General features: G+C 53.6%; 12 protein-coding genes and 1 other RNA gene. 10 read left to right on the forward strand and 3 right to left on the reverse strand.

Going from position 1 to position 12,831, the window contains the following annotated elements:
• Positions 1-254 precede the first annotated feature (254 nt).
• An RNA gene (locus KJZ99_00005) (hammerhead ribozyme type II) lies at positions 255-321 on the reverse strand.
• The gene (locus tag KJZ99_00010; GenBank protein ID MCL4304283.1) at positions 320-1,189 is read right to left on the reverse strand and encodes a DNA polymerase III subunit beta; all 870 of its coding nucleotides are present in this window, start codon (positions 1,187-1,189) and stop codon (positions 320-322) included. Before KJZ99_00010 ends, KJZ99_00005 begins: the two co-directional genes overlap by 2 nt.
• Positions 1,190-1,820: 631 nt before the next feature.
• Between KJZ99_00010 and KJZ99_00015 the strand changes: the two genes are divergently transcribed.
• Both KJZ99_00015 and KJZ99_00020 read left to right on the forward strand, forming a co-directional pair.
• On the forward strand, positions 1,821-2,006 hold the full coding sequence (locus tag KJZ99_00015) for a hypothetical protein (GenBank protein MCL4304284.1): 186 nt from the start codon (positions 1,821-1,823) through the stop codon (positions 2,004-2,006).
• A gap of 545 nt (positions 2,007-2,551) precedes the next feature.
• Positions 2,552-2,773: a hypothetical protein gene (locus KJZ99_00020; protein ID MCL4304285.1), complete on the forward strand. Its 222-nt coding sequence runs from the start codon at positions 2,552-2,554 to the stop codon at positions 2,771-2,773.
• A 122-nt stretch (positions 2,774-2,895) separates the two neighbouring features.
• On the opposite strand, the gene KJZ99_00025 is transcribed toward KJZ99_00020, so the two are convergent.
• Positions 2,896-3,387: a hypothetical protein gene (locus KJZ99_00025; GenBank protein MCL4304286.1), complete on the reverse strand. Its 492-nt coding sequence runs from the start codon at positions 3,385-3,387 to the stop codon at positions 2,896-2,898.
• On the opposite strand from KJZ99_00025, the gene KJZ99_00030 reads away from it, so the two are divergent.
• From KJZ99_00030 to KJZ99_00065, 8 genes are all read left to right on the forward strand, one after another.
• Positions 3,386-4,048, forward strand: coding sequence for a hypothetical protein (locus KJZ99_00030; GenBank protein MCL4304287.1), 663 nt, complete (start codon positions 3,386-3,388; stop codon positions 4,046-4,048). The genes KJZ99_00025 and KJZ99_00030 overlap by 2 nt on opposite strands.
• A gap of 3 nt (positions 4,049-4,051) precedes the next feature.
• Positions 4,052-5,920: a hypothetical protein gene (locus tag KJZ99_00035; GenBank protein ID MCL4304288.1), complete on the forward strand. Its 1,869-nt coding sequence runs from the start codon at positions 4,052-4,054 to the stop codon at positions 5,918-5,920.
• Between the two features lie 200 nt (positions 5,921-6,120).
• Complete coding sequence (locus KJZ99_00040; GenBank protein ID MCL4304289.1) at positions 6,121-7,656, forward strand: hypothetical protein; 1,536 nt, start codon at positions 6,121-6,123, stop codon at positions 7,654-7,656.
• Between the two features lie 3 nt (positions 7,657-7,659).
• Positions 7,660-10,110 (forward strand): hypothetical protein, encoded by a 2,451-nt coding sequence (locus tag KJZ99_00045; protein MCL4304290.1) that lies wholly within the window; start codon positions 7,660-7,662, stop codon positions 10,108-10,110.
• Positions 10,111-10,458, forward strand: coding sequence for a hypothetical protein (locus tag KJZ99_00050; GenBank protein MCL4304291.1), 348 nt, complete (start codon positions 10,111-10,113; stop codon positions 10,456-10,458). It begins immediately after the preceding gene.
• The gene (locus tag KJZ99_00055; GenBank protein MCL4304292.1) at positions 10,455-10,871 is read left to right on the forward strand and encodes a hypothetical protein; all 417 of its coding nucleotides are present in this window, start codon (positions 10,455-10,457) and stop codon (positions 10,869-10,871) included. Before KJZ99_00050 ends, KJZ99_00055 begins: the two co-directional genes overlap by 4 nt.
• A complete protein-coding gene (locus tag KJZ99_00060; GenBank protein ID MCL4304293.1) occupies positions 10,868-11,335 on the forward strand; it encodes a hypothetical protein in 468 nt (155 codons plus the stop codon). The genes KJZ99_00055 and KJZ99_00060 overlap by 4 nt, the downstream gene beginning before the upstream one ends.
• A gap of 209 nt (positions 11,336-11,544) precedes the next feature.
• Positions 11,545-12,804, forward strand: a complete 1,260-nt coding sequence (locus tag KJZ99_00065) for a hypothetical protein (protein ID MCL4304294.1) — start codon at positions 11,545-11,547, stop codon at positions 12,802-12,804.
• Positions 12,805-12,831 lie beyond the last annotated feature (27 nt).

Below are 12,831 nucleotides of genomic sequence, written 5' to 3' on the forward strand. Positions count from 1 at the left end.
CCGGCTGACCGGCGCCGCGGTGGACGGGATCTACCTGCACCCGGCTGACCGGCGCCGCGGTGGACGGGATCTACCTGCAGCCGGCTGACCGGCGCCGCGGTGGACGGGATCTACCTGCACCCGGCTGACCGGCGCCGCGGTGGACGGGATCTACCTGCACCCAGCTGACCGGCGCCGCGGTGGACAGGATCTACCTGCACCCGGCTGACCGGCGCCGCAATACAGACAAATTTCCATGATTTTCCTCTCTGTTGGATTGCTTGTCTCGTCAGTGCATGAGGAGCAACCTCATGCAGACCCGGCCGCGGCCGGGTTTCGACTATTGGGAAAGATCGACCGGCATTAGCAGTGAAAATCTGTCCGAATTTTCCGGAGTGTACGCAATTACAGCCGATCGAGGAGTTCTCAATTCGAGGAGAATGCGGTTGCAGCTAAACGAATTGAGGATTGTTCTGATGTAATGAGGATTGAACCAAATATCAAATTGGTCCGAGCAGAGAACATTATCCGGATTGTGGCGCGCCCAATGACAGGAGGACAATTCGCAATCGGAGAATTTCCCGTCACCAATATTTTCAACTTTCATAACCACAGATCCATTCAGGGAAAGTCTGATAGACGGATTTACCTCGCAACAAATAGGCAATGCGCTCGATATAGAAATATCAACCTCCTCTGGATCGGCATAGAGAATTCCTGTGTCAGGGGTTGACGGGACTACCGCCTTGTAATCTGGATATCTACCCTCGACGGGTTCTGCAATATGACGAAAGCCTCCGCAAGAAAACTCGACCAGATTGACGGCGCAGTTCTGTTCATCACTAAAGGAAGACCAGATCTCGAGAGTTTCTGAACGGTTTTTCTTGCTGATCTTTCCGATTGCGGATATGAGTTGCTGTAGAGTGTGTCTCGACGCAATAAACGAGTAAGAGGTTTTTGTGTCATTAAATCTTGTGATTGCTGGAGTTTCTGTGTGGTGCAGAATGTGACCGTTGCTTGCCGTCAATGAAATTTTATCGGTTTCAACCTCAAACAATACGCCGCTGATCTGAGGCCGGAGTTCATCATGAGACACATAAGACAGACAGATCTTGAGTTTTTCGATGATCGGCGCAAGCTGGAGTTTTGTTGATTGCGTCGGATATTTGAGCGCTGGGATAAACGGATAAACCTCTGGTCCGTCGGTCATGGATATGCTGACTTGGGCTGTCTTGTTGTTTGGTGTAAGAGAGAAAATTGTCAATTTTGTTTCGTTGTAGTTTTTTCTCCCAAGAGAGGTCAATCTGTGTGTCTTTGGGCAACGCCTTTAGGATCGGGGTTGTCTGCTTAGGGTCGATCATTGCGCGCCCGGCGCCGGCCGTTATGGACCAGCAACCAAGCGGAGTTTCCTGATGATTTTCTAAGTCTGTTCCATGTAGGGTTACATTGTTGTCGCAATCGATAGTCACGAGTATTGACTGGATGATCGGGAGCGCTGATTTTTTGGGCGGTGAGGTTAGGGTTTGAATTGCTGAGAGTAGGTTTTCGCGCGTGGTGGAGAGTTTCATGGCTGCCTCTTGTGTCTTTTTTGTTTAGTGGTTGACCAACTACCGACGGACTAATATACATTGTATTATTAATTTTGTCAATAGGAAATAGTGTATTGGTATAATTTGTTAGCACTGTTTTTTATGGTTTTATGTTGTTTTATTTATTTTTTTTTACGTGGTAACACCTCTCCGTTGTTTCGCCGGGGGTCAGTTGCCTTTAATTAGTGTTTTTTCGACCCCGCGTCCAGCCGCGGTCAGCCGGGTGACGGTGACGGTGACGGTCCAGCCGCGGTGCAGCCGGGTGACGGTGACGGTGACGGTCCAGCCGCGGTGCAGCCGGGTGACGGTGACGGTGACGGTCCAGCCGCGGTCAGCCGGGTGACGGTGACGGTGGTCAGCGAGGAGAGAATTTGGAATACTATTGTTTTTCGGGGTCAGACTTGGTGGAAACTTGCCAACCGTGTGAAGTGTTGGTAATTATATATTACCGACACCTTGCGTAGGCAAGTTTTCTTGACTTGGGTTGTTTGGGTTGAGAGGACGCAAGGCTCTAAAATATAGTATCTTATGTGTGACCAGTGGGAATTTAGGCGGAAGCGACCTCTAAAAGCCCTGTTCGCGCGGGTGTGGGTTGAACATTTGGGCCGCTTTTTAAGTTGGTGTTCCGTTGGTGTTCCACTTGGAACGCCAACTCAAGCTTTGGAACGCGAACTTTGGATGCTGTGTGGTGAAGCAGTCCGAAGATTTTAATGGAGTTGCGGATGGTTGGAACGCCAACTCACGATCTGGCTGGATAATATAAGGGGTTTGCACGTTTCCGGGGACACAGGCAGGAACGCGACACAGAGTTTTCTAAGAGTATATTATAATATAAATATATAATATATATAGACTTAGTTTTTGAAGTGTTCTCGTCGTAGGATTTTTATGGATGTTAAGGTGGTGGACTTGGAGAAAAGTTGGTGAGTTGGCGTTACATTTATTGTTAAATATAATAAAAACATAAAGAAAAACGGAACACCTTGACAAAAGTTGGTGTTCCGTTGGTGTTCCGCAGCCGATTTGTCTGGCTGGTTGGATCAGGGTTTGAGGAGTGTAGCTTGACAGTGCGGGCAGATGGTGGCGGTGTGGACCAGCAGATTGCCGCACTTTGGGCAGGGGGATTTGGCATGGGGAAGCAGCGCGACGAAGAGGAGGTATGCCGGCGCGCCCAGACCGAAGAGGAAGAAAGGGCTAAGGGTTAAAAGCCCGAGGCTGGCGGCGATGATGGCATGTAGAAAGCCAGATCTTCCACGGGATTCGGCGACGTAGTAGCAGCTGACAGAGCAGCCGAGGAGGACAAGAAGGTAGAGTAGGACGAAGTTGCTCATGGGGTTTCCTGTGGGTTTTCTGTGATGAATTCCATGAATTTATACTTAGGGATGTCCAGCGCGCGGATGAGTTCCGCGATGAGTTTAGGGATCTGGATGGTAGGATGTTGTGTCATGTCCCGGCGGATGTTGAAGTACTGCTGTGGTCCGTACTGGAGTGGGAGTGTCTCGAGGATCAGCCGGCGGAGGTTGGAGTTTCCTCCGTATTTATTGGCAGACAGGATTTTTAGGTATTTGTCAAACGCCTTAATATCAAAGATTAGCATGGCTTGTGTTGGTTGGATAGAATTGTTGACGAGGAGAAGATACACAAAATAATAGACATTGTCAATATAAAACGATAGTGGTTTGTAGAACATTTGAACAAATTTCCCCTGCGAGGCGCAGGGTTTTCTTTTGTGCGTTTGTTTATGCGTTGTTTTTGTTTTGGATTGGGGTGTGATGGCAGAAGGTTTCTCCCCAGACCCGCCGTCTGCACAGACGGACATGGCCCCGCCGCTTGCTTTGCCGCAGGTTGGCGGGGCTGTGCCGTTGGTGGATATGGAGGCGGCTGTTCCGAAGATTGTCGCGGAGTTATTGGAGAAGTTTGGACTGGTGAAGTCGGTGATGACGGAGACGTTGAAGAGTTTCAGTGTTGAGGAGTTGTCAATCTGCCGGCGGAATCTGGGGCGGATGTATGTGGATGGATTGATTCAGAGCGAGACTGACGCGTTGAACGCGTTGCGGGCGATCGTGAACCACTTATTGGCGTTGAAGGGTTCTGATGTGGGGATGAAGCAATTGACGAAATTGCAGAGTTCGGAGAGTTTATTCACGCCGTCTGACGCGAAGATTTACGACTGGATTGCGTCGGGGAATATGAAGTTTCACAAGACGGTAGTCGAGATCGAGGAGTCGTCGGCTTTTTCACAGAAGGCACGGCGGGAGTTGGGGAGTGTGTTGGGGTTCAATATAGAGACATGGATACAGGATGCTCTTGATGAAGAGGATTCGGGGATTGACGCAGAGCTTGCGATTGAGGAGATGTTGCGCGAGTCGGCGGTATCTGTTTCAAAGGGAGGTTCTGAAGATCAAGGCGATGTGTTCGTGGAGGAAGGGCAGCGACGACCGGCTGTAAGCAAGGAGCAGCGGATGGCGTTGCGGGAGTAGGGGATGAGTATACGGGAGAAGGATGCGCCGCGGGAGTTATTCCGGAAGTTGCTGCATCCGATGTTCATTGGCAAGCGGTTGGGCAGGATTCCTTATCCTGCCCAGATGGTGTATATGTTGTGTCCGCATCAGGACAAGGTGGCGATTTGCGGTCGCGGTGTTGGGAAGTCTACAGTTTTAGAGGCGGACGACATGACGCGTGCGGCGATAGCGATGCCGCATGCGAAGGGATATGTGAACAATGTTTCGAGTCCGATCCGGTTTGTGGGGTTATTTTTGGCTCCGACGAAGGAGCAGTCTTGGGAATTGGTGAACGAGGTTCGTCAGGGGTTTATGGCGGATCCATTTTTCGAGACGCGGTTATCTCCATTGACGACCAAGACCAACATAGTGCTGACGAATGGGGCGAGACTGCTGATACGTCCGGCGACGGCCGCGGCGCGCGGCCAGCACGCGAAGACGTTGACGGTTGACGGGAAGGTGTTTCGGGGGATTATCCGGATCAAGGTTGACGAGGCGGCGTTTTTGCCGCGCGATGACTATGTGACGGAAGTGTTAGAGCCGATGCTATTGATAGCAGGGAGCGGGAAGTCGTTGGAGTTATTAACGACTCCGTACGGGAAGACGGGAGATGTATGGACCCGGTATTCGTCAGCGTCAACGGGGCGGTGTCAGCAGTGGTATTCGTTTGACGAGGAGGGGTTTAAGGTTTACGAGTTTGAGGATGACTTGCGTCGTCCGGTTTTGTTTGGGAATCAGCAGCCGGTTCCGGAGGTGTTGCGTGGTTCAGGCGGGAGGGTGAAGTTTGATTTGGGGAAGTGCCGCGGTTGTATGCTTCAGTACAAGTGCGTGGTTCACAATTTTCCGTCGGTAGAGAATCCGTATGCGGATGTGGATTACCTGCTTTCGACGAAGCGGGAGTTGTATGACACGGGTCGGGAGCATGTATGGCGGCAGGAGTTTTTAGGGATACCGGAATCGACGCGGGGGTTGTTTTTCAACGAGACTCATCAGCGGCGGATGTTCAACGACAGTTTGCCTCAGATACGTCTTGATGAGGATGGGGAGTTGCGGAAGATCCGGTTATCGGAGCGGATTATGGATTCGCGGGACGAGGGGTTTTACGACGAGCCGTTATCGTATACGGATGTTCGGGGCAGATTTTATCTATCGATAGACGGGAATGCGGGAGTTGAGTCGAGCCGTGCGGACTATGCAGTTGTGAGTTTGGTGGAGGAGGAGCCGTCTGGTTATTGTCCGTTGCGGTTGATGGAGCGGTTTCGGTCTGGCAAGAGTTTGATGCCGCGGAAGAAGGGTGGAGTCCCTGAGCGATTTTTGGACAGCCGGTATAGCCCGAAAGATGTGACGGTGTTCATCATAGATTTTGTGTCGTATTTGGTGCGGACGTTTGATGTGAAGCGGGTATATATCGATCAAGGATTCGGTCAGCAGTATTACGTTCCGTTGACGCAGATGTTCGGGGAGAAGTTGATCGAGTATATCCCGAATTCGGCTCAACAAAAAATGCGCAGCTTGCTTCATTTGCGTCAGATGATAGACCGGGGGTTGTGTCAGAGTCCCGAGATCGAGTTTTTGCGTCGGGAGATTCAGTACTTAGAGGTTGAAGAGGATTCACTGGAGGAGGATCGGCTGAAGGTGAAGAAGTCGCGGGGCTGGGGGGTGCTGGACGCTCAGGTGGATGGTGTGTTTAGTTGGGCGTATGCGATGCGGGGAACAGAGAAGGTATTGAAGCAGGCTTCAATCAGTTTTGATAATTGGTTGCCGATGATGGGGGAAGAGAACGAAGTGTCCGACGGAGAGAATTTATTGTCCCGGCGGGTGAATTTGGGGGAGTTGGTAGTCGGGGGATAAGAGGGGATGGAAAGGAGGGGAGATGGCGTCGCCGAGATACAGGACGTTGAGATGTTACAATAAGAAGTGTCGCCGTGGGCATCTGTTGGATTTAACAGCATACATGAGCGGGGAGCGGATTCGATGCAGTTGCGGGATGGAGTACGAATACGATGGTCAGCGATTTCGTCCGGTGGCACAGCGTCGGAGGGTGGACACAGATGTCTCTAAGGCATCGGTTTCAGACTCTGGGACGTGAGCTTCGACTGCGATTGTCTGCGGATCCATTAGCGGAAGCGCAGCGGCAGATCATGGGGAGTCTACGCGATCAGCAGGAGGGTGCGCGGGGTTACTCATGGTTTTGGTCGGATCGGGAGCTTGAGACGCGCTGGAAGGTGTTCGAGTTTGAGGAGCATCGTCGGGGCCGGTACAAGGACGCGTGGGGTGCGTACGAGGGGTCATCGATTGTGTCGGCGGGATTGGATGCTATGGGGGTGGACTGTACTCAAAAGCCGTTTGACATACGATGCGACGATCGGGTTGCGCGGGAGATACTATTGGAGTGTTTTGCGCGGACGAATTATCAGGCGAGTCGGGCGGAGTTATTGACGAGGTTTTTGTTGACGGGCGACGTGTTTCGAGTGATTGATTTGAACGCACGTCCGCGGCGAAAGCGTGCGGTGGCGGAGATTTCGGGGATTCGGTTATTGCCGGAATATCAGATGTTTCGGCTAACGAATAGTCAGGGGTTTTTTGAGAATCCGGAGCGGGCCTTTGCGCAGACGCCGTGGTTGGAGCTTGAGAAGAAGTCCCGGCATGGAACGAAGGGTGTTGTGATAGCAGATCAGTCCGGGGGGAGGATTTACGCGGGACTATTAGGGTCAGGTTCAGGGATAGGATATCGGGTTCCGCGGGACAGGGAGCAGAGTCCGGTGTATTTCGGGGTTCACGAGGTGGTTCATTCGCGGTTGAAGCCGATGATGCAGCGGATGGCGACGGGGTATGGATGTGGGGGTGTTTTGTCATCGGCTCGGTCGGATTACAATCGGGTACAGATGGCGATTCAGGATTTGGGGATAGGCCGCACCTTGTCGTCGTTTGCGCGGATGGTATCGGAATTTAATGAGGATGTGGACGGGAAGTCGGTAGCGGAGCATCGGAGATTGATGGAGAATCATCAGCCGTCAGCGGCTCAGGGGTATACGATCCACGGGGGGAAGATGTATTTGCTGGACGGCAAGAACCACCAGTTGATGCGGATAGACGACATCTATCTGCACATTATGCTGTTGGGGTTGACGGTATATCCGATGGTGATGCTCGGGTTGGGATTAGAGAATGTCACCGGCGAGATATTGGACCAGATTATTCGCCGGCATAAGGCCCAGATCGGGCATTACAATCTTTTGGAGGAGTACCAGTTTATCCGTCCGGTTGGTAATTTGGAGTTATTGTATCACGGGAAGGCGGGCGTGCGGTGGGATGTGGTATTTCCGGAAGTGTCGATTGAAGATTTGAATTTGAAGACGAAGCGGGATTTGTCGAAGATCAGTGCGGGGAGTTTGTCGCGGCGGACGGAATACATTGAGTCGCGTCAGGCGTCTGAGGAGGATTGGGAGCAGGAGTATGCGCAGATTCAGAAGGAGCTTCGGGAGTTGGGTCCGATTCAGAGGTATCAGTCGCCCGGAGAGTCCTTAGAGAAGGGGAAGCAGGGCGTGACGACGAAGGACAGTTCAGAGCAGGACATCGCGGAATAATCCATGAGACAAGATCAGCGCGATATGGAGTTGTTTCGGTCGTTGTTTCGTCGCAGGAAGGCGAGGCTGACATGGCCGCGCTGCTGGCGTGCGTTGTTGCTGATTGTGTGTCTGGTGTGTGGGTCGGGGTCGGTGCAGGCCAGCGACGTGGTGGACTCTGTGGGTGCGTCCCAGATGTGGGATGCGCAGATAATTCAGGTTGCGGCGGCGGTCCTGAATAATTACGGCGGTAGAGATTTTATGGACATTGGGCACCACACGTCCAATGCGCAACTCGGTGTGGGCAATTTCAACATAGACCTCGGTGCGGCGAAACTCGCTAATCCCGGTCACAGACTGGACTCCCTGATATTTTGCATCTACTGCACAGCCGTGACGGGCACAAACGTCACGGTGTCAGGAATCCCCACTAACACAAAGTGGGTTGAGGGCACAGGGTCAAGCGCGTATCAGTTCGGTTCATGTAACTGGAACGTGCGCGGTCACGGATTGGCTGTAGACTCCACCACAATTGCACAGGCTGACTCGAACTGGTCCACGGCGGGCGGAGATTGGAATATCTCCAATGCCGAACAGACCAACACCATGAGTTCGGTCAATCAGTATTACTCATGGCGGTTTCTCTCCGCCGCGGACTCTTTTAATGCGGGCAAAGAGAATTTTTCGTTTGTGCTGAAAGAACCGACGCACAACTCGCCGGGGAATACGGAGACGTGTCGTTTTCTGACAACGGAAAACTCCGGTTCAAAGCCGTATGTCATGGTTTACCTGACCGACACGAGCGCGGTTGCGGCTGTGGATTTTACGCAGGACGCAAACTGCGTCGGTGCGTGGTTCATGAACGGGCCGAGTTGCGGGTGGGAACTTGACCGCTCTGCGGGCACGGCGGACACGCTACGTCCTCCGTCTGTGGCAAACGGATATCTCCGCCGGAGTGATGACACTCCGGTTGACTATTTCGGTGCGAGTCGAACGCTGGGCACGTATTACCTGAGTATGACTAATTCGACCGCGCTGAATCTGAACGGCGCGAATCAGACGATGACGACGGCGGCATGGGTGAAGGTCATGACTGTGCCGAGTGCTGGAACTCTGGAAACGATTACTGGAAAGTATCAGGCGGGCGGAGGCGGTAACCGGCAATGGCGGCTGACTATTACCGGGACCGGTGCGGGCAAAATCAAATTCGGCGGCACGCTGTCGAATGATGGAGCCGCTCAGGTAGATGTTTTCTCAACTGACACGCTCTACAATGATTCCACGTGGTATCACGTAGCAATGGTCTACGACGATACGGACATTCGTCTCTACGTGGATGGCGTGCTTGCCAGCACACCTACGGCTCACACGTCCGGCATTGCGAGCAAGGCCGCATACTTCACAATCGGTTCGCAGCACCTCGGCGTCGGGGTCATGACCAATGCGCTGATTGACGAGGTGGGATTATTCAGCCGTGCTCTGTCAGCAACGGAAGTGCTGAGTCTCTATACCTACGGATTGGCAGGGGACTCTGCGCAGAGCGACTTTCCGCTCTACACGGAGTTCGAGCCGTGGAGCGGTGCGGTTCCGCACGACACGCTGCTTTATGATTTTGTCAATGATTCGTTGCAGGCTATCTGCACGGCTTATTCCCATGACTACGTGGTGATCGGGCAGTCGGTAGAAGGGCGGGACATCGGAGCAATGGTGATTTCGCCGGCGCAGTTTGGGCGGACGATTCTTTTAGAGGCGGCTCTGCATGGGGACAATGACGGGTCGAGTGAGAATTACACGTCTACGATTGCACTGGGTATGTGCAAGTATATCGCGCAAAATCCGGGACATCAGATTAGGTGGGTTATTGTTCCTCAAATGAACCCGGATGGAATTGTTTTGGGTCAGCGGATGAATGCGAACGGGGTAAACCTCAACCGAAACTGGGATTGGAACTGGGATCTGAATCCCTATGCGGAGGGGCACTACGAATGGGGCGGGGATTCGGCGTTTAGTGAGCCGGAAACGCGGGCGCTTCGGGACGTGTTTTTGACGTATAGTCCGGAGTTTGTGTTGGATATTCACGGGGCGAGTGACCAAGTGATCGGTATGACAGGCAACGCGGGGAACATGTCGTATGCGAACACGTATTTGCAGGAGAACGGACTTGGCCCGTTCGTGCGGTTCAATACGGCATACAGCGACTCTGGCGGCTACGCGTTTGGATGGTACAAGGAGCATGGGGCGAGCGAGTCATGGGCGTATGAGACGTTTTACACGGACACGGATAGCTTGCGGGCGGAAGAGGTTCAGCGGTTGATTGCGTTTGTGTCAAAGCAGTCAGAGCGGTTTGATAGTTTGTATGTTGCGCCGACTTTTGGGGTGGATTTAGTTGGTAGGCGTGGGGCGTATGGTCGGGTTTCTTCGCGGATGTCGTACGGGCGCGCGGGTTGGGGTGGTCGGAAAGGGTTTGGAGGATAGGTGTACCGGCATATCGTGACATGGTTTTGTTTGGTGAGCATGTCTGTGGGGATGTGTCAGGCTGTTCGTCCGTGGCAGCAGGATCAGCCGAATGCGGACGCAAAGGCATTGCGGGCGTATGTGGATGAGGCGCGCGTGGCGTCGGACACTCGCGAGGTGTGGGTGCGGATAGATTCAGTAGGGTATGACAGTTTATTGGGGGTGTTGGCAATAGCGACAGTGGGGGTTGTGCGTGCGGATGGCGGGGAGATGGATTTGCATTTGTGGTTGCCGATGTCTGCTTTGTTAGACAGTTCGGTGATGCTTAGGGATACAGTTTATCGAAAGGGAGAAGCATCTCGTCCATGAACGGAGAAGATCGAGAGGTGCGGAACGAAGAGCACTCTAATCGGCAGGTGTTGTTATCGATGTTCCGCGGGCTGGACGGCACGGGGAAATTTATCGTGACGTTGGTGTTTGTGGGTGTTTCTGTGTTGGGGGGATTGCAGGCGGTGGAGTGGGTATCTCCGGGGAAGTCAGGGACTTATGTACATCGTGCAGAGGCGGATTCATTGCGAAAGGATTTGAATTCGTTGAAGAGCGCAGTGGAGATGCAATATCGGGCGTTGGAGCAGTCGAACATGCGACTACAGATAACGATTTCGGAATACATGCAGAAGATCGACGCGGCGTCTGCGGAGGTATTGCGGACGGAAGTGAACTACGGATTGATTCGGAGCGGGGAATTGGACCGTAGGATTTTGGAGTTATCGAGACGATGAAGTTGTTGAAGAAGATAGCCCGTCTGTTTGGCGGGAGAAAGCAGGAGCGGAAGATGAACATTGTTGAGCAGATCAAGGCGAGACTGACGGAGGAATTCGGCGAGGCGATGGCCGAGTTGCGGGCCGCATGGGCGAAACTGAAGGCGTTCAAGTTTGCTCAGGCGGCAGTGTTGCTTTACGAAGCGGCAACGGGTTTGGTGCGCGCGGTGGAAGAGATTGCGCAGGAATTGGGTGGTGCGAGCGGAGCAGAGAAGCGGAAGGCGGTGGTGGAATTTTTGAACGAGACGTTTGACATTCCGTGGATCCCGGAGGTGGCGGAGGGGTGGTTGTTCGGGAAGCTGGTGGATTACGCTGTCGGGAAGTTGAACTCGTTGCACGGGAAGATCTGGTTTTCAGGGGGAGTGCGGACGGGGAAGAGTTATTTTGCGTTCGTGAAGGGCGCGTTGGAGTTGGAAGGTCAATAGGGTTCCCCCGCCGCGGGAGCGGGCGGCAGAACTTGGTCTGCTTGCACAGATAAGCTGCCGCCCGCCCGCACCCTTAAGAGGAGAAAGACATGAAGAAGATAGGGAACGAGTTAGTATTGACGCTTCCGGCGGCTCGGTGCGGGCGGCAGAACTTGGTCTGCTTGCACAGATAAGCTGCCGCCCGCCCGCACCCTTAAGAGGAGAAAGACATGAAGAAGATAGGGAACGAGTTAGTATTGACGCTTCCGGCGGCTCGGTGCGAGGAGTTGAGTTTGTCTGTATCGGATCGACGGGACGCATTGTTGGAGTTTATTTTCGGGTCGAAGTTAGATCGGATATTGGGGGAGGAGCAGCGGTTGGGTTCTGATCCTATGTTGGTTTTAGCGTCGGGATTTTTGGACCGCGGGAAGTTGGTGAACGGGGAGCAGACGTGGGTGTTTGGGTGGTACGGTCTGTGGATGACGACGGGGGATTACAGCGGTTTCTACACGAAGAGTTTAGTCGGCGCTCCGATGTATCGTGGTCATATTGGGCACGAGGAATGGCATGAGCCGCCGTGTTCGATAGTCTGGGCTGGGATGCGGAGCGAGTTGTCGGGTTTGGGTGGAGGTTTTGGTGGGGTTGACGAGCCGGCGGTGATATTTTATCCGAAGGCGGACGAGACGAAACTGCGGAGCAGTTTGCGTCATGCGATGATTATGGGAACGATGGAGCGGGATTTTCCGATGAGCTTGCGTCATCCGACGGGTCTGGAGTTTGATGAGCAGACGCAGCGGATTTTGAAGGTTCGACATCCGAAGCGGACGTCGTTGGATTTTGTGCGGAATCAGGGGACGGAGGAGGCGGCAGCTGAGAAGATGATGGCATTAAGCGCAGGTCAAAACATAGAGACAGGAGAACAGGCGATGCGGTACCAGTTTGAAACGATTGAGGCGATGCTTGCGGACAAGGATGTTCAGCGGGTGATCGCGGAGGAAACGACGAAGGGGGTGTCCGCGGCGCTCTCGAAGCCTGAGAAGGTGGAGGAGATTGTGTTGTCGGCGCCGGCGGAGGTGGTGCTGAAGCACAGGGGGTTGATCGGGTATGTGAAGGTTGACGAGATTGTGGAAAAGATTTCGCCGGAACAGGTCGAGCAGTTATTGTCGTCGAGGCCGGAGGTCATGGAACAGGCTTTGTCGGCTCAGAAGCATCTGGAGGATCGCAAGGCGGAGGTGTTGTCGGCGATGCGAGCGCATGGGGTTCAGCACAAGTTGCCTGAGATGGCATTGAACGCGGCGATCGCGACGGCGGATCTGAGCAGTTTGACGAAGGAGCAGGGGATCGCGAAGATTGACGCGGCGTTGAGTGCGTGTGGTCTGAAGTGTTCGGGCGGGTCGCAGGGCGAGAGCGAGCGCCCGGAGCATCAGGATGGCGAGTCGGTTCGGCGGTCTGTGGTGAGCCGCGCGGCGTCGGCGGTGCTTGGCCGTTAGGGGATAAGTCGGGAAGCGAACGAAGGG

This window comes from bacterium, from assembly GCA_023382385.1.
GTDB lineage: Bacteria > Electryoneota > RPQS01 > RPQS01 > RPQS01 > JABWCQ01.

Excerpts from the sequence above, each read along its gene's own strand:
- KJZ99_00010 (MCL4304283.1), bottom strand. The coding sequence starts at position 1,189 with ATGACCGACGGACCAGAGGTTTATCCGTTTATCCCAGCGCTCAAATAT.
- KJZ99_00030 (MCL4304287.1), top strand. The coding sequence starts at position 3,386 with ATGGCCCCGCCGCTTGCTTTGCCGCAGGTTGGCGGGGCTGTGCCGTTG.
- KJZ99_00025 (MCL4304286.1), bottom strand. The coding sequence starts at position 3,387 with ATGTCCGTCTGTGCAGACGGCGGGTCTGGGGAGAAACCTTCTGCCATC.
- KJZ99_00035 (MCL4304288.1), top strand. The coding sequence starts at position 4,052 with ATGAGTATACGGGAGAAGGATGCGCCGCGGGAGTTATTCCGGAAGTTG.
- KJZ99_00040 (MCL4304289.1), top strand. The coding sequence starts at position 6,121 with ATGTCTCTAAGGCATCGGTTTCAGACTCTGGGACGTGAGCTTCGACTG.
- KJZ99_00045 (MCL4304290.1), top strand. The coding sequence starts at position 7,660 with ATGAGACAAGATCAGCGCGATATGGAGTTGTTTCGGTCGTTGTTTCGT.
- KJZ99_00055 (MCL4304292.1), top strand. The coding sequence starts at position 10,455 with ATGAACGGAGAAGATCGAGAGGTGCGGAACGAAGAGCACTCTAATCGG.
- KJZ99_00060 (MCL4304293.1), top strand. The coding sequence starts at position 10,868 with ATGAAGTTGTTGAAGAAGATAGCCCGTCTGTTTGGCGGGAGAAAGCAG.
- KJZ99_00065 (MCL4304294.1), top strand. The coding sequence starts at position 11,545 with ATGAAGAAGATAGGGAACGAGTTAGTATTGACGCTTCCGGCGGCTCGG.